The following is a 15,890-nucleotide window of genomic DNA, read 5'->3' as shown; positions in this document are numbered from 1 at the left end:
ACCTCTTCGTCCACGAGCGCGGCGTCGGCCGGGCGGCGTCGCTGCTCCCGTTGAGTTCCGCACCAGGAACGACGCCGACCTGCACGCACACGTGGTGAGCAGGGGCCGCGTGGTGCTGCCCCCGCCCTCGCGCACCGTCACCTGTTCACCGACCGCGACGAAGGCGCGCCCCTGTCGGGCCGGTCGATGCCCCTGTCGGTCGGATCGGCCTCCTCGTGACCGCTCCGCGACAGGCCCCCCGCTCCCCCGCCACGCCGTTTCCAGCTCCGCGGCGGCGACGCTCATCGGAACCGGTCCCGGGTGCGCTGCCCAGACCCTCGACCCGGCCGCTCCGCTCTCGGAGGTCGATCAAACGGCGGCCTCCTGCAGGCTCGCCCGCAGCAACCTGCGCACGAGCTTGCCGTTGTCGTTGTAGGGCAGCGCCTCGACGAGGGCGATGCTCGACGGGGTCTTGCTGGAGCGCAGCTTCCCGCGCACCCACTCCTGGAGCTCGCCGGGGTCCGGTGTCCGCCCCTCGACCGGCACGACGGCGGCCACCACACGCTCGCCCCAGTCGTCGTCCGGCAGACCGACGACTCCCGCGTCGGCCACGTCCGGGTGCTCGAGCAGGGCGTCCTCCACCTCACCCGGCGAGATGTTCTCCCCGCCTCGGACGATCACGTCGTCGAGCCGGCCCTCCACGAAGACGTAGCCCTCCTCGTCGATGCGCGCCGCGTCGTTGGTGTGGAACCAGCCTCCATCCGAGTCCGACTCGGTCCCGACATAGCGGCCCGAGACCTGCTCACCGCGCACCCACAACTCGCCCGTCTCACCGGGGGCGACCGGCTCGCCGTTCGCGTCGCGCACCGACAGCTCGACCGTCGGCAGAGCGCGCCCGACCGAGCCGAGCCGCGCGCGCACCGCCGGATCGTCCGACGTGAGCGCAAGCCGATGATCGTCCGGCCCCAGGACGGTGATGCTGGAGCTGGTCTCGGTCAGTCCGTACCCGTTCACGAAGCTGGTCTCCGGGAGAAGCGCCATCGCTCGCTCGAGGACCGGCAGAGGCATGCGCCCGCCGCCGTAGGAGAGATGACGCAGGCTCGGCAGTCCGCCGCCGTCCTCGGCGAGCAGGTCCACGATCCGGGCGACCATCGTCGGGACCACCGTCGCGTGGGTGACCCGGAGAGCTCGAACGGTGTCGATCCACGTCCGCGCGTCGAAGGCAGGCAGCTGCACGATCCGCCGACCGCTGAACAGCGTGCTGAGCAGATTGGCGATCCCGCCGACGTGGTACGGCGGCAGGCTGCTGAGCTGGGCGTCCCCCTCCTCCGCCGCCATCAGCTCGACGCTGCCGAGGATGTAGGAGCTCAGGTTGTCGTGCCCGAGGACCGCCACCTTGGGACTGCCCGAGGTGCCACTCGTGAACAGCAGGACCGCCGGGTTCGCCGGCTCCTCGGCCCCGGACTCGATCGGTGGGGCGTCCGCGACGGCTGCCAGGAACAGCGAGCGGGCGACCAACTGGACGCCGGACTCCCCCGCCAGTGACTCGAACCGCGGCAGGAACTCGTCGTCGACGAGGACCACCACCGGGGCGAGCCTGCGGACGGCGGCCGCGAGGTCCGCGTCCGACCAGCGGTAGTTCAACGGGCTGAAGGGTCGGTCCGCCAGGGCAGCGCCGAACAGCGCGACCGGGAACAGCTCCGAGTTCACGCCGATCATCGCCACCGTGTCGGCGGAGGACTCCCGCAGGACACGGGCCGCCCGGCGGGCACGGTCGTAGAGCTGTGCGTACGTGACCCCGTGCTCGGGATCACCGAGCACGACCCGGTCACCGCCCGCGTCGGCGGCGATCTCGGCGAGCATCGCGATGTTCATCCGGGGCCTCCGCTCAGTCCGAGGCGGGGAGGGGCTTGGCGGACTTGAGCGGCAGCTGCGCCCCGTTCAGCGCGAGCGCCCCGGTCCCGCCCTTGACGCAGAGCAGCTCCAGACCGGTCTGCGGGTCGGCGTAGCGCTTGCCCAGCGCGGTGCCGCCCGTATGCCCCTCGGTGATGGTCAGGCCTGGGGTGGGCTCGCTGTCGCTGGGGACCAGGGGGTGGCCGCCGCAGGTGAGGGAGACCTCGCCCTGCGGTGCGCGGACCACGACCACCTGGGTGTCGTCCACGGCGCTGCGCCAGCGCGATCCGACACGAAGCTGCATCCTCGCCCTCCTCCGGACGCGTGCCCCGATCGATTCGAGGCGCGATTCCTCATGAGGATATCAGGACGACCCCCGAGTCGGAAGCCGTTCCTGAAGAGGATATGCAGTCAGGCCGCTCGCCGTCCCCCACTCACATCTCGAGGTGGCGCACGTCGGGGCGGCGCGGCCGCGGCACAGGCCGCACGGCCGGCAGCGGTTGCGTGTACGCCGCTCCGGAGGTTCCGGGACACCGCTGGATCGGCCGGCGCCCGTGCCGACTCCACCGCCTGGCTCACGCCGCCTCCTGAGCAGGGAGGCGGCGCGAGCAGTCTCCGGGCTCGACCCGTCAGCCCTCGACGAAGGGCAGGAGGAGCCGTGACGGCGTCCCCAGCCGGACAGCACACGCTGCCGGGCCGGCACGGACGATGCGTCCAGGCTCCGCTCACCGGTGTTCGGGTCGGGGTCGAACCGAACAAACCTCCGGGTCCGGACGAACAACGGGACGCCGCTCGGTGCCCACGCCCTGCGACGAGTGGGCCAGGGTCAGGACCCGGTGTGGACGGCGGCACCTGCCCGGCAGTGGAGCCGCTCGTGCAGGGGCGCGCCGAACCTCCGCGCCCGGGAGTTCGCCGCGCGGCGGTCTACATCCGACCGGCTCCTGCGAGATGGACAGCCCGCGATGGGTCTCGTTCCTGCAGCGCAGGGCGCCCCACCACGCGAGCGAGGCCCCGATCCCCCACGTCCGCGACGACGAGGCCACACATCACGCTGCCCCCTCCCACGACGTCCTGGCGATGGGGACGCACGACCGTGTACGCCTCTCGGTGACCGACCGGCCTAACCAGACGCCGCGTCGCCGCCGATCCTCCGCACGACCCCGAAGCCCTCCGCCAGCGCCCGGTCGCTGGACGCCAGTCGTTCGCGCATCGCCTCCACGCGGGCGCGTGACCGCGCCGCTGCGAGGGGTTGCTGCTCGGCCGCAGGCGACTCGAGGAAGGCCAGCTCGGCCTGCACCTCCTCGCGCAGACGCTCACCTGCCTCGTCGTGCGTCAGGAGGTCCTCGTCCTCCCAGTCGGACTCTCCGAGAATGCGGATTTCACTCACGTCGTGACCCTTCGACTCCGTTGACGACCCAGCCCGACCCACGTCAGGTCGGGTACTTCCGAACCTACGGCACACCATCGCGCGACTGTCCGCACACCGCAATAAACCTCATGATAGAACTCCCCGCAACGGCCAGGGGCGTGGTAGGACTCCGGTGAGACGAGGCAGTCGGAGAGCAGCGGGGCGAGCGTCCGACCGGGCCTGGTCGGACCGCATCTGCCGTCCATTCCTGACCAGAGGGGCACCATGGCAACCGAGACCAACCTCGAGCGCTACGAGAAGTACACCGGGCTGATCGTCGAGCCCCTGGAGCGGGGCGTCGTGCGGATCTCCTTCCGCCAGGGCGCGCACCTCGCGCACGAGCAGCACGCGCACCTGAGTGAGATCTGGATCGAGCTCGACCGCGATCCGCAGGTCCGCGTCGTCCTGCTCGGCCCCACGCGTGGCGTGGAAGGGGCCCGCGAGGACATCACGACCTACACCGGCGAGACGGTCGGTCAGATGGAGCGGATGGCCACGCAGTGGGAGCTCCTCGCGCAGCTCATGCACGAGACGCGGGAACTGGTCCAGAACATGCTCAACTTCAGCAAGCCGGTCGTGTCGATGTTCCCGGGCTCGTTCACGCCTGCGGTGATCCTCGCGGACATCTCCATCGCCACCCGCGACTCCACCCTCTTCGACGCCCACATCAACTACGGCGGGGTGGCCGGTGACCACGTCGTCGCCGCGTGGCCGGTGCACATGTCGATGGCGAAGGTCAAGTACTACGCCATGACCGGGGAGCCGATCACGGGGGTGGAGGCCGAGCGGATCGGGTTGATCAGCCTCGTCGTCGACAACGAGGAGGAACTCGAGCGGCGCGGACAGGAGATCGCACAGCGGCTGGCGCGCGGCTCCCAGCGGGCGCTGAGCTGGACGAAGCGTTCACTGAACTACCACTACAAGCAGCACGCCGCGGCCTTCGACCTCTCCGCCGCCTTCGAGCAGCTCACCTTCCTGGGCCCCGACATCCGCGAGGGCATCAACGGGATGCGGAACGGGCACGCGCCCGAGTTCCCGGAGTACACCCTCCCTGACAGCGCGTTCGGCGGGCTCGTGCCCCAGGACGGCCCGCCATCGGCGAGCTAGGCACCGACGCGGTTCGCCGGGGGCCGGAACTCGCGTCCGGCCCCCGGCGACCGTGACCCATGAGGCTTTCCTCCGGGGACGGGGAGCAGTCGGACCCGCGGCGGCCCCCCAGACGGGAGCGATGCAGCGAGTCGGCGCAGCGCCGCAAGGCACCGGAGCGCGACAGCGGAGGCGTGGCGCGGTCCGCGCCCGCTGCGGTTCACACCATGCAGTGATGACCTCGGCGCCGCCGTCGCGGGCTGGTGCGTAGTCCCGTGGTGCTCCCCGCGTAGCTCGCGGTGTGCCGGTGGCCCGTTCTCCCCGCCTGGGCGGTCCGATCTCGAGGCGGCGTGGCAGCCTCCGGTCAGCGAGTCGTGCCTGCGCGGACGGGCACCTCGGCGGAGCGGGCGGTACTCGGCACGAGACCGCGCCTCGCGGACCGCCCGCCCGGGCGGCGGCGAGCACGGCCGCGCACGACGACGGCCACCGATGAGCAGGATGCGCTCTCCCACTGACCGTCCGCGGGGGATCCGGCGTGTTCGGGAACGCCAGCCGCCCACCGACGTCTGCCGTCGGTGACCCTGCCTACTCCTCCTCGGTGACCCGCGGTCAGGATGCGGGGGTGACAGGCCCGACGTCGGCGATCAGGATGCGATCGCGCCGGACTGCGCCACTCCCGCCCCCTGGCCCTCAGCCGGATCCGCCAGCCCCAGCAGGTCGCTCCCGCGCCCGGTCAGCGCACGAGCAGAGCTCGGACTCCGCGAGGTCTGCGGAGTCCGAGCTCATCACTCCGGCGCCCCGGAGGCGGACCGTGACGTTCCAAGCACAGGGGCCGGGCGTCGACGGCTCCGCCGGCTGCGCGTGCGGTCAGTAGGTGCGCGACCAGACGCTCTTGCGCCGGGTGTACTCCTCGAGCGCGGGCTGCCCGAGGCTCCGCCCGTAGCCGGAGTCCTTGCTGCCGCCGAAGGACACGGCCGCGTCGGTCACCTGGTAGGAGTTGATCCACACGGTGCCGGCGTCGAGCGCCCTGGTCGCGCGCTCGGCGGTCCCGATGTCGCGGGTGAAGACGCCGGCCGCGAGGCCGTAGCGCGACCCATTGGCGACCCGGAAGGCCTCCGCCTCGTCCTCGAACGGCAGGATCGACATGACCGGACCGAAGATCTCCTCGGACGCGATCGTCATCGTGCTGGTCACGTCCGCGAAGATCACCGGCGCCTGGTAGAACCCGTCGAGGTCCGCACTCGCGGAGCCCTCGTAGCGAAGCGTGGCGCCCTCGCTCTTGCCGACCTCGACGAAGCCCTGCACCTTCGACAGCTGCTCCGGCGAGATCAGCGGCCCCAGGTCGGTCCGGCTGTCGAAGGCGTGACCCACCTGCAGCCCCTCCGAGTACTTGACCGCCTCGGCGACGAAGTCGTCGTACACGCTGCGGTGGACCAGGGTGCGGGAGCCTGCGGTGCAGACCTGTCCGGAGTTGTTCCAGACCGCATGGGCGGCAGCCGCCGCGGCCGCCGGCACGTCGGCGTCGGCGAACACGAGCACGGGCGACTTCCCGCCGAGCTCCAGATTCACCTTCTTGAAGGTCTGCGCCGCCGCAGCGGCGATCCGCCGACCGGTGTCGACGGAACCGGTGAACGAGAGCCGGGTGATCCCCGGGTGGTCCACCATGGCCCCCCCGACCACTCCATCGCCCTGCACCACGTTGAAGACGCCGGGCGGGATGCCGGCCTCCAGGGCGAGCCGGGCCATGTACGCGGCGGAGACCGGGGTGTGCTCTGCCGGCTTCATGACCACGCAGTTCCCGGCGGCCAGGGCAGGCGCGACCTGGGCGAAGATCGCCGCGGGACCGTTCCACGGCTTGATCACACCGACCACGCCGACCGGCTCCACGCGCTCCTGCACGACGTAGTCGGGCCCCACCGGGGGCACGTGGCCGGCGAGCTTGGTGGGCCAGCCGGCGTAGTAGTGCAAGGCATTGGCGGAGTACTGCGCGATGAAGTCCGAGTGGGAGCGCAGCACGCCCGCGTTGAGGGAATCCAGGTCCCCGATGATCTGGGCGTGCTCCTGGACCAGGTCGCCCAGCCGGTGCAGGCGCGCCTCGCGGTCGCGGGGCGTGAGGTTTCGCCACCGCCCGTCGTCCCATGCCGCCTGAGCCGCACGGACGGCGCGGTCGAGGTCGGCCGCGTCGCCGCGCACGACCTCGCCGAGCTTGTGGCCTGTGGAGGGGTTGATGACGTCGCGGACGCCGCCGGCGGAGGTGGCCACCTGCTCTCCGTCGATCACGTGCGGGATGGTGCCCTCGTCGAGGAAGTCCGCGGCCTCGGCTGCGACCTCGGTGCCGTCGACGACGCTCTTGCGCGTCAGTTCCTGTGTGGAGCTCATGAATCTCGACTCCCGTTCGTGCCGCTGGGGAAACGCCTGTCAGGACGATGGTGCACCTGGCCCACCTCGGGGATCGCGGCTACGTACGCCGCCAGGTCGAGCTCGCCCTCTCATCCATCCGCGCCGAGGACCACGACCACTCGACCGAGGGCCACCGCTGACCGTCACCAGCTTGCCCCACGCCAAACCTCATGACAATAGCTGGTCACGGCAAATGGGGCGTGATAGGACTCCAGAGCTGACGAGGTAGAAGAGCAGCGGTGCGAGCGTCCGACCGCCCTCGAGTCGGATCGCGCACGGCCGCTCATCCTTGACGAGAGGGGCACCGTGGCAACCGATACGAACCTCGAGCGCTACGAGAAGTACACGGGGCTGATCGTCCAGGGGCAGGACCGCGGCGTGGTGCGGGTCTCCTTCCGCCCCGGCACGCACCTCGCCCACGAGCAGCATGCGCACATCGGAGAGGTCTGGCTCGAGCTCGACCGTGATCCCGAGGTCCGCGTCGTCGTGCTCGGCCCCGCTCGGGACGCGGAGGGGGCTGGTCCCGGTCAGGACATCTCGACCTACGCCAAGGGCGCGGTCGACCAGATGTGGCGCATGGCCACCGAGTACGCCCTCAACGCCCAGCTGCTCCACGAGGCGCGCGAGATCGTGCACAACATGGTGAACTTCAACAAGCCGGTCGTGGCGCTCTACCCCGGGTCCTTCCAGCTCACCGTGCCCTTGGCCGACATCTCGATCGCCACCCGTGACTGCACGTTCGCCGACCGCCACACCAGCTACGGCGGAGCCGCCGGTGACCACGTCGTCGCCGCGTGGCCGCTGCACATGTCGATGGCGAAGGCGAAGTGGCACGCACTGACCGGAGAGCCGATCACGGGCGAGGAGGCCGAGCGGATCGGGTTGATCAGCCTGGTCGTCGACGACGAGGAGGAACTCGAGCGGCGCGGCGAGGAGGTCGCGCAGCGGCTGGCACGCGGCTCCCAGCGAGCCCTGCAGTGGACGAAGCGGTCGCTGAACTACCACTACAAGCAGCACGCGGCGGCCTTCGACCTCTCCGCCGCCTTCGAGCAGCTCACCTTCCTGGGCCCCGACATCCGTGAGGGCACCATCGCGTTGCGGGACCAGCGTGAACCCCACTTCCCGGAGTACACCCTCCCCGACGGCGCGTTCAGCGCGCTCGTCCCCCAGGAGAACCCGTCGCCGGAGTACACCCACCCCGACGACGCGTACAGCGCGCTCGTCCCCCAGGACGACCCGTCGGCGGACTAGGGCCTGGCCTGGCGGTCGTCCACGGTGTGGTTCAGGCTGGTGGGGATGGTCGGTCGTCAGAACCCAGCGGTGCCGTCCTCGACGCTTTCGACCGGACGTTCTCTGAACCCGGATCCACCGATGCGAGGGGCTCCTGCTCGGAGTGATCTCGATCTTCAGGAGGACCCTCGCGACCTGTATGCAGGGAAGCCATTTCAACCCTAGTTGCCGACGACCGATCGTCAGCCGCTCGAGCAAGACCATCCATGTGCCGGCACTTCGCCCACAGGAGGGCCGGGATGACGCGGAACAGCTTCCATCAAGTGGCTTGGGTCGTCGACGACCTGGAGTCAGCCATGCAGCAGTGGTTGACCACGACATCGGTCGGACCGTTCTATGTCATCTCGCATTCGCAGTTGGAGAACTTGCGCTATCGAGGTAAGCCCGCCGAACTCGACATGAGCGCCGCACTGGGGCAGATCGGGCCCATGCAGATCGAGCTGATCCAGCAGCACAACGACGGGCCGTCTGTCTACCGCGACAGCGTGCCGGCCGGGCAGAGCGCCATGCATCACATCGGTGGGCTGACCGACGACTTCGATGCCGAGATGAAGCGCTACCGTGACGCCGGGGTGGAGGCCGCCTGCGAGGCGTCCTTCGGCGACCTGAGGATCGCCTACCTCGACACCCGCTCGACCATCGGGTGCATGACCGAGCTGATCGAGCGCCTGTCTAGCTCCGAGGGCATGATCTCGATGGTCGCGGATGCCCATCGCGACTGGGATGGCTCCGATCCCATCAGGTACCTCTGACGCGAGCACCCCACCCGCCAGGCCGCTGACTCATAGAAGTCAGGCCGGGCCAGGCGGCCGCCGGCGAGGACACCGACGGCTCTGCCGAGGTTGTGGGCCCGCACGGTGAGCGCGAGCCAGGCGGCGTTGGCCATGAACCTCCCGAAGGCAGGTGTGCCAGGCCGGCGGACTTGAGCTCGCCGATGCTCTGATCGACCACGGCGTGCCGGCGGTGGCCTGCCTCGACCTCGACCAGCGGCGGATCCCGGTCGGTGACGACGGAGTGGTAGTCCCAGGCGGTGACCAGGCGACAACTGGAAGCCCGAGGTGGGCCGCCCGCGGCGCACCACGAGCCCAACGGTCAGCGCCTGCTCGGTGCCGGCGAAGCAGTGGCGCTGGCGTGCTGAACCCGGCTGACCGTCAGGTGGGGAACGTCTTCGCCCCGCGGCCGGAGCCGGCGTTGCCGCCGCGCAGCCAGTGAAAAGCACCTGCCCGCTCTGCGCGCAGGTGACCACCGGCGGGTGGTAGCCGCGGACCTTGGGGTAGCAGAACGCCGGACCCTGCTTGCGCGTGGGGGGCTGCGGAAGTGGACCGCCGACGGCACCGGTGACCGACTCCTGACCGAGTTCGTGATCAAGGACGACTCGATCGAGTTCGTGGGGATACCGACGGCGAGCGAGCCACCGCCGTTCAGCGAGTGAACATCACCCGGCCTCCGACGAGAGTCCCCCGGACGGCGTCGGAGGTCGGCGCCTGGAGGACGTCGGTCAGCGTGCGATCCAGCAGCACGAGGTCGGCGGTGCTGCCGACGCGGACCTGTCGCGGCGTCCCGCCGGGGTCTCCCGGGGACCCGAGGTAGCCGGCGAGGGCCTGGGCCGGCGTCATGGTCTCCGCGGCGCCCACGACGGCGCCGGACGCCGTTCGCCGGTGGACGGCGGCGGTCATGACGGCCCAGGGGTCCAGCGGGCCGTACGGGGCGTCGCTGGAGAGGGCCAGCGGCACCCCGGCGTCGAGCATGCTCGCGCACCGGTACAGGTCGGCGTGGTCGGTGGGCGGCACGTCGCGGAGGTAGTCGTCGCCGCGGGCGGAGAGGAACCCGGGCTGCGTGACCACCCGCAGGGCAGCGGCCGCCAGCTCGTCCAGCAGCTCGACCGGGACGAGCGCGGCGTGCTCGACCCGGTCACCCGGCCGCACGCCGGTGATGCCGAGGGTCACGAGCAGCAGGACGAGGGCCTCCCGGGTCACGCAGTGCACGGCCACCGACCGGCCGGCGTCGTGCGCGGCGCGGATCCGGTCGACGAGGTCGTCCAGGGACGGCAGTCCGGAGTCGGCGAGGACGATCTTGTACGGTCCGGCGATCAGGCCCGGGAGCAGCTCCGTCCGGCCGAGCGGAACCCCGAGGACCTCGACGCGCTGAGGCAGCACCCCGCGGGCGACGGCACCGGCGATCGCGGTGACGGCGGCGTCGTCCAGGTCCGGGGTGGCGTCGGTGACCGAGGTGATGCCCAGCCGGGCGAGCCGGGCGCCGACGGCGGCCAGGTCCGGCGGCGCCGGGCGCGGGAGCCTGTTCCGCAGCCAGTCGTCGGCCCGCCACAGTCGCCCGGTCGGGACACCGCGACCGTCGCGCTCGACGCCCGGGTGGACGGCGCCGACGAGGCCGAGGATCTCGGCGCCGCGGCTGTTGACCATCCACAGCGCACCGCTGCGGTGCTGGACGCGTACGGGCCGCGCGCCGTGCAGACGGTCGAGCGCGGCGGCATCGAGATCGCCGGCGACGGATTCGACGTAGCCGATGCCGCGGACCCATCCCCCGACGGCCGGAGCCGCGGCCAGCGCGGCGGCCAACTGCTCCCGGTCGGTGACCGCCGGTGGTCCGCAGGCGACCGACCGGTCGGCCGCGGCGAGGGCGTGCAGGTGCAGGTGGGCGTCGTGCAGCCCGGGGAGCAGCGCACCCCCGGCGGCGTCCAGGACCTCCTCGCCGGGCAGGGCGGGCAGGCCCGCGCCGACCTCCGTGACACGTCCGGCGCGGATGCGGACGGCGGTCCCTGGGACATCGTCGACCTCCGCGTCGTGCACCAGCAGGCCGCTCATGGCACCGGGATCCCGAGCCCGCGCAGGACCTCCCCGGTGTGGGCCCCCGGCGCCGCGACTTCCCCCGCAGGGGGCTCGCGCCGGCGAGGAGCCGCCACCGGCAGCGGGCCGTCCCGGGTGTCGACGACCCAGCTGCCGGCGCGGCGCCGGGCCGCGAGGGACGGGCTCGGCGGGCCCTCGCGCAGGGTCGCGCCGACCACGTCGGCCATCGCGACGTCCCACAGCACCCCGGAGCCGTCCCCGGGAGCCGACATCGCCAGGACGGCGGCGGTCAGCCCGGTGAGCGGGTCGGCGAGCGCGTCCCCGACGAACACCGGCGTCCCCTCCGCCGTCCAGGCCACCAGACCCGCCCCGGCGGCGACGTCGTCCCCGAAACCGACGCGGCCGGACCCGCGGCCCGCGGCCGTGATCGAGATCCAGGTCGTCCCCGCCGCGACGGCCGCAGCGGCATCGAGCCCGAACCCCGCCAGCGCCCGGGGGCGGGAGGCCTCGATGACGATGTCGGCCGCGTCGACCAGCGCGGCCATCGCCGTCCGCCCGTCAGCCGTGGCCGGGTCGAGCACCACGGACCGGTGCCCGGCGTGCAGGAGCCGGTAGAACGCCGGATCGCCCCGCCGCGCGCCGTCCAGCCGCTGCGGGGTCTCCACCTTCACCACCCCGGCGCCGGCCGCGCCGAGCAGCGAGGCGCACAGCGGGCCGGCCCACAGCGCGCTGAAGTCGACGACCAGCAACCCCTCGACCGGCCGGCCGGCCAACGGGACCGGCGCCGTCGCCGGGCGCGGGAGCACCGGGGCGGCGGCGACGCCGAGCAGCTCGGCCCGCTCGGCCAGTTCCTCGCCACGGTGCTCCCTGAGCCAGGTGGCGACTGCCGGCCAGGGATCCTCGGGCAGGGCGTGTTCGACCAGAGCGCCGAGCAGCAGGGAGTCGTCGGGGCGCGCGCAGGAGACCGCCGCCCAGCCGTCGGCCGTCGGCAGCAGCCGGCAGCTGCCACCGGCCGACACGGTCCCCGCCCGGCGGTGCCCGGTCAGCGCGGCCCGATCGGCCAGCAGCTGGGCTCCGTCCACGTGTACCGGCGCGCGGGTGCCGGCGGTGACCGCGGCGATCCGCGCGCCGAGCTCGCGGGCGACCGTCGCGGCGCGTCCCGGCGGCACGAGGGGTGGCCCGTCCGGCCTGCCGGTCAGCGTCACGATCCCGCTCGCGGCCCAGTCCGCGACCGGCGACGCTTCCGTCGGATCCGACGATCTGGGCACGTCGCGACGATACGGTGACCGGGAGATGACCAGCCGACCACGATCATCGTCTAAGCCCGAGTCCGGACTGCCCCTCGTGGCCCCGTCCGCCCTCGCTACCCAGGCCACCGCGCCGCTGCTGGGGGAGGACGGACGGATCGAGCAGCCCCTGCTGGTGGTGGACCTCGACGGCGAACCGGAGGACGTCGTCGCGGCCGCGACGGCCGCCACCGCGAGCGACCGGGTGCTCGTCGGCATCAGCCGTGGCCGCGCTCCTGCCCCCGGGTGGGAGCCGCTCGTGCGGGCGCTGGACCTGACGGTGGTCCCGCCCGGGAGCGACCGCGGCACCCGCGAGGTGGTCGCGGTCCCCGACGCGGCGGCGGCCGCGCTGGCCCTGTCGGCCACAGCGCGGGCCCATCCGCACGCGAGCGTCGTCCTCGCGGGGCTGCTCCGCTGGAGCGGGGAGCTCGACGTGCCGGCGGCACTCGACGCCGAATCCCTCGCCTACTCGACCCTGCTCGGCGGCCCGGAGTTCGCCGCGTGGCTGGCCCGCCGGGGCCCGCGGCCGCTGCCGCCCCCGGCGCCCGAGGAACCGGTACGCCTGCGGCGGGACGGCGACGAGCTCCGGCTGACCCTGAACCGGCCCGAGCGCCGCAACGCCTACGGACGGCAGCTGCGCGACGCGCTGGTGTCGGCACTCGAACTGGTGGCCTGGGACGACGGCGTCGTCCGAGTGGTGCTCGACGGCGCCGGGCCGTCCTTCTGCTCCGGCGGTGACCTCGACGAGTTCGGCACCGCGCCGGACCCGGTCACCGCCCACCTGGTGCGCACCCGCGTCGGGGCCGCCCTGCCGCTGCACCGCGTCGCCGACCGGGTCGAGGTGCGGCTGCACGGCGCGTGCGTCGGAGCGGGTATCGAGTTGCCGGCCTACGCGCATCGGATCGTCGCCGCGCCGGACACCCGCATCCGCCTGCCGGAGATCGGCATGGGCCTGATCCCCGGGGCCGGCGGCACGGTGAGCATCCCGCGCCGGATCGGCCGGTGGCGGACCCTGTACCTGGCGCTCAGCGCCACCGTCATCGACGCACGGACGGCCCTGTCGTGGGGGCTCGTCGATTCGGTCGCCAGTGGGCCGCCCACCGTCTGACGTCACCCATCCCGCCGGACGTGGCCGGGTAGGGCTTCATCTGGTGCCACACCCTGGGTGCCGGCCATTCATGCAGGAGGAGGGTCCGTCGGGAAGCACCAGGGGACGAGGGCAGCTGAAGGACGGCGCGTCGACAGCTCCGCTCACCGTCAGCATGCCCGGCCGAGGCGGCGCAGTCAGACGACAGGTTCCTTCCAGAAGCGCTCGGTGTCCATGGGCGGGGTGGCCTCCAGATCGGTGGGGAGATAGGAGATGAACTCGACGAGGTCCTCGTCGGGATCGCGACAGTAGACGCTGGCCCCTTCGACGCCCCGGCCGCCGATCCGCCGCACCGGTCCGTGCTCGGGAGTGATGCCCAGCCGCTTCAGCGTGGCGAGGAGGTCGTCGATACCTCCCTCCCAGACGAAGCACAGGTCGCCGCACCCCGGCTCCGCGGTCGGTGCGCGGAGGACAGCCGGGTGCGACCGGAAGGACGCGAGGATCTCGGTGCGGACATTGATCTTCTGGCTGCCTCAGACGATGCCGACGACCACTGCATCGCCGGCGATCCAGTCCTCCTCACCGTCGATCGAGAAGCCCAGCGCCCGGTAGAACGCGACGAGCCGGGGGTGTCGGCGGTCGGCAGCGCCACATGGTCGAGAGCGGAGACGGGCATCTGCGGACCGTATCAAGAAGATCTTGGAGTCGGACGCCTTCGCGAAGGTCAGGGGCGCCTTCTTGGACGAGCGCCGCAGTGTGCCGGGCAGTTCGGCATGACTTCTCCTCTGGCGCCTGGACGCCACCCATACGCCGGAGGCGGCATGATCACTCGTCCATGTCGCTCGGCGGCTCGGCGCGGACCGGCGAACTCGTAACGGGTGCTCGTGGGGCACCATCAAAGATGGTCGACGGTCTCCTCCGACTTGCGGTGATCCCCCTGCGCGTCGTCCGCGTCGGGGTGCACCGTGCGCTCCTCCGACTCGGCCAAGATTGTCTCGGCCTGGAGCCGCGGGTCTCGATCCCCGTTCGCCGGGCCGGGGGAGCCTTCTACCGCCTGCTCCTCGGGCAGCAGATGTGCCCTGGTCCGGACGTTGTGGCCCGTGACGTTGGCCAGGGCCTCCGGCGACGGATCCTTCTGCGTGGTCATGTCAGAACCTCTGCTCCTCGGTGCCGAGGCTGAAGGCCTCCGCGACGTCCTGAACGTTAGACCGGATCTTGCATGTCCGGCCGCGTGAGCGGCGCAGCGGGTGCTTGACCGCCCAGAGGGACGCGCAGCGCCCCATCTGCGGAGGGACTCCCGGTCACTCGAGACCTTCACCGCGAAGCACAACGTCGCGGGGCTGTGCGGGTCAGCCGGTTCGGCGGCGGCCCTGGCCTCCGCGCCGGCGGGATCGGACGGTCGTTGGGCGACGCCTCACGCGACGATGCCGACGCCGACGACTTCGCCTGCACCCTCGATGCCCTCATCGCCGTCGGCCTGAGCGCGGGCCAACTCACGGTGGTGTCCCCCCGGCTCGGGTGGACATGCTGCATCTTCCAGGAAGTACTGCGCTGGGGTGACTGGGAGGCCGACTTCGTCGAGGAGCCCTGCGGCCGCTCGAGCCGTTCAGCCGTGCGCGGCGATGGACACCGGCTCCCACGCCCGCCAGGTCGCCAGCCGCGACTCGTACTCCTCCGCCGCCAGGGCGAGCGGGCCGTCGCCGAAGAAGATCCGCAGCGGCGGCTCGTCTGCGTCAACCACTTGAAGGACGGCCTTCCTGGTGGCCGCCGGATCGCCGGGGTCCGGGTAGAGAGCCTTCCGCTCCACGTCGACCTCCTCGCGGAATGCGTCGTAGGCGGGGTTGACGGCGGCCCTTCTCTGCGAGGAACCGGCAAAGTCGGTGCCGTAATAGCCGGGCTCGATGAGCGTGACCTTGATGCCGAAGCCCGCGACCTCGGCTGCGAGGGACTGGCTCAACCCCTCCAGCGCCCATTTGGATGCACAGTAGACGCCGACTTCCGGGCCCGCGATGATCCCGCCGTTGCTCGACACCTGGAGGAAGTGGCCCGATCGCTGCTTGCGGAGGTACGGGAGGGCGGCCTGCGTGACCCAGAGCGCGCCGAAGAAGTTGGCGTCGAACTGTGCCCGCGCCTCGGCCTCGGAGATCTCCTCGACCATGCCGAAGAGGCCGTAGCCGGCGTTGTTGACGACGATGTCCAGCCGACCGAAGTGGCCGTGCGCATTCGCCACGGCAGAGAACACGGCGTCCCGATCGGTGACGTCGAGTCGTATCGGGAGGATCTTGTCGCCGAACTGCGCGACCAGATCGTCGAGCGTGGCCGTGTCGCGGGCAGTGGCGGCGACGTTGTCGCCGCGCTCCAACGCGGCGATCGTCCACTCACGCCCGAAGCCACGCGACGCGCCGGTGATGAACCACGTCTTGGCCATGTCGTCTCCTACGTCTCGTCCGTCAGCGACAGCTGCCCCTTCGCATCGAACCACGCAATTGCTCATGACGAACGGTGCTGCCGCACGCCAGGCCGACTCAGTTCAGCAATACCCGTGCGCGACCGGGCCCGCTCCCGTCCTGGGGACAGACCACACTCCTGAAGCTGCCGAGCCGCGGTGCCGGCCTCCCCCACCCCCTGGGCTGGCACGAACGATGGTCCGGCAGCCA

General features: G+C 71.9%; 14 protein-coding genes. 5 read left to right on the top strand and 9 right to left on the bottom strand.

Going from position 1 to position 15,890, the window contains the following annotated elements; translation table 11 throughout:
- Positions 1 to 348: 348 nt before the first annotated feature.
- From ACWIZO_RS15170 to ACWIZO_RS15160, 3 genes are all read right to left on the bottom strand, one after another.
- Positions 349 to 1,854 carry a class I adenylate-forming enzyme family protein gene (locus ACWIZO_RS15170; protein WP_448638486.1) on the bottom strand — a complete coding sequence of 502 codons (1,506 nt, stop codon included), beginning with the start codon at positions 1,852 to 1,854 and terminating at the stop codon, positions 349 to 351.
- Positions 1,855 to 1,867: 13 nt separating this feature from the next.
- A complete protein-coding gene (locus ACWIZO_RS15165) occupies positions 1,868 to 2,176 on the bottom strand; it encodes a hypothetical protein (RefSeq protein ID WP_448638485.1) in 309 nt (102 codons plus the stop codon).
- Between the two features lie 816 nt (positions 2,177 to 2,992).
- Positions 2,993 to 3,259, bottom strand: a complete 267-nt coding sequence (locus ACWIZO_RS15160; RefSeq protein ID WP_448638484.1) for a hypothetical protein — start codon at positions 3,257 to 3,259, stop codon at positions 2,993 to 2,995.
- Between the two features lie 246 nt (positions 3,260 to 3,505).
- Here ACWIZO_RS15160 and ACWIZO_RS15155 point away from each other — a divergent pair, with 246 nt between their 5' ends.
- Positions 3,506 to 4,387: an enoyl-CoA hydratase-related protein gene (locus tag ACWIZO_RS15155; protein ID WP_448638483.1), complete on the top strand. Its 882-nt coding sequence runs from the start codon at positions 3,506 to 3,508 to the stop codon at positions 4,385 to 4,387.
- A gap of 846 nt (positions 4,388 to 5,233) precedes the next feature.
- Here the strand turns inward: ACWIZO_RS15155 and ACWIZO_RS15150 are convergent.
- On the bottom strand, positions 5,234 to 6,745 hold the full coding sequence (locus ACWIZO_RS15150) for an aldehyde dehydrogenase family protein (RefSeq protein ID WP_448638482.1): 1,512 nt from the start codon (positions 6,743 to 6,745) through the stop codon (positions 5,234 to 5,236).
- Between the two features lie 327 nt (positions 6,746 to 7,072).
- Here ACWIZO_RS15150 and ACWIZO_RS15145 point away from each other — a divergent pair, with 327 nt between their 5' ends.
- From ACWIZO_RS15145 to ACWIZO_RS15135, 3 genes are all read left to right on the top strand, one after another.
- The gene (locus ACWIZO_RS15145; RefSeq protein ID WP_448638481.1) at positions 7,073 to 8,017 is read left to right on the top strand and encodes an enoyl-CoA hydratase-related protein; all 945 of its coding nucleotides are present in this window, start codon (positions 7,073 to 7,075) and stop codon (positions 8,015 to 8,017) included.
- 278 nt (positions 8,018 to 8,295) lie between these two features.
- Complete coding sequence (locus tag ACWIZO_RS15140) at positions 8,296 to 8,808, top strand: VOC family protein (protein ID WP_448638480.1); 513 nt, start codon at positions 8,296 to 8,298, stop codon at positions 8,806 to 8,808.
- Between the two features lie 500 nt (positions 8,809 to 9,308).
- Entirely contained in the window at positions 9,309 to 9,488 is a 180-nt protein-coding gene (locus ACWIZO_RS15135) for a hypothetical protein (RefSeq protein ID WP_448638479.1), read from the top strand.
- Here ACWIZO_RS15135 and ACWIZO_RS15130 read toward each other — a convergent pair.
- Positions 9,478 to 10,878 (bottom strand): amidohydrolase family protein, encoded by a 1,401-nt coding sequence (locus ACWIZO_RS15130; protein ID WP_448638478.1) that lies wholly within the window; start codon positions 10,876 to 10,878, stop codon positions 9,478 to 9,480. The genes ACWIZO_RS15135 and ACWIZO_RS15130 overlap by 11 nt on opposite strands.
- Complete coding sequence (locus ACWIZO_RS15125; protein ID WP_448638477.1) at positions 10,875 to 12,029, bottom strand: CoA transferase; 1,155 nt, start codon at positions 12,027 to 12,029, stop codon at positions 10,875 to 10,877. Before ACWIZO_RS15125 ends, ACWIZO_RS15130 begins: the two co-directional genes overlap by 4 nt.
- A gap of 175 nt (positions 12,030 to 12,204) precedes the next feature.
- Between ACWIZO_RS15125 and ACWIZO_RS15120 the strand changes: the two genes are divergently transcribed.
- Positions 12,205 to 13,254: an enoyl-CoA hydratase/isomerase family protein gene (locus ACWIZO_RS15120; protein ID WP_448638476.1), complete on the top strand. Its 1,050-nt coding sequence runs from the start codon at positions 12,205 to 12,207 to the stop codon at positions 13,252 to 13,254.
- A 176-nt stretch (positions 13,255 to 13,430) separates the two neighbouring features.
- Here ACWIZO_RS15120 and ACWIZO_RS15115 read toward each other — a convergent pair whose 3' ends face one another.
- From ACWIZO_RS15115 to ACWIZO_RS15105, 3 genes are all read right to left on the bottom strand, one after another.
- Entirely contained in the window at positions 13,431 to 13,586 is a 156-nt protein-coding gene (locus tag ACWIZO_RS15115; protein WP_448638475.1) for a hypothetical protein, read from the bottom strand.
- Positions 13,587 to 14,128: 542 nt separating this feature from the next.
- Positions 14,129 to 14,380: a hypothetical protein gene (locus ACWIZO_RS15110; protein ID WP_448638474.1), complete on the bottom strand. Its 252-nt coding sequence runs from the start codon at positions 14,378 to 14,380 to the stop codon at positions 14,129 to 14,131.
- 459 nt (positions 14,381 to 14,839) lie between these two features.
- Complete coding sequence (locus tag ACWIZO_RS15105; protein WP_448638473.1) at positions 14,840 to 15,661, bottom strand: SDR family oxidoreductase; 822 nt, start codon at positions 15,659 to 15,661, stop codon at positions 14,840 to 14,842.
- Positions 15,662 to 15,890: the final 229 nt, after the last annotated feature.

The sequence above is a fragment of the Geodermatophilus sp. URMC 63 genome (assembly GCF_053502565.1).
This window is presented reverse-complemented; position numbering and strand designations above follow the sequence as displayed.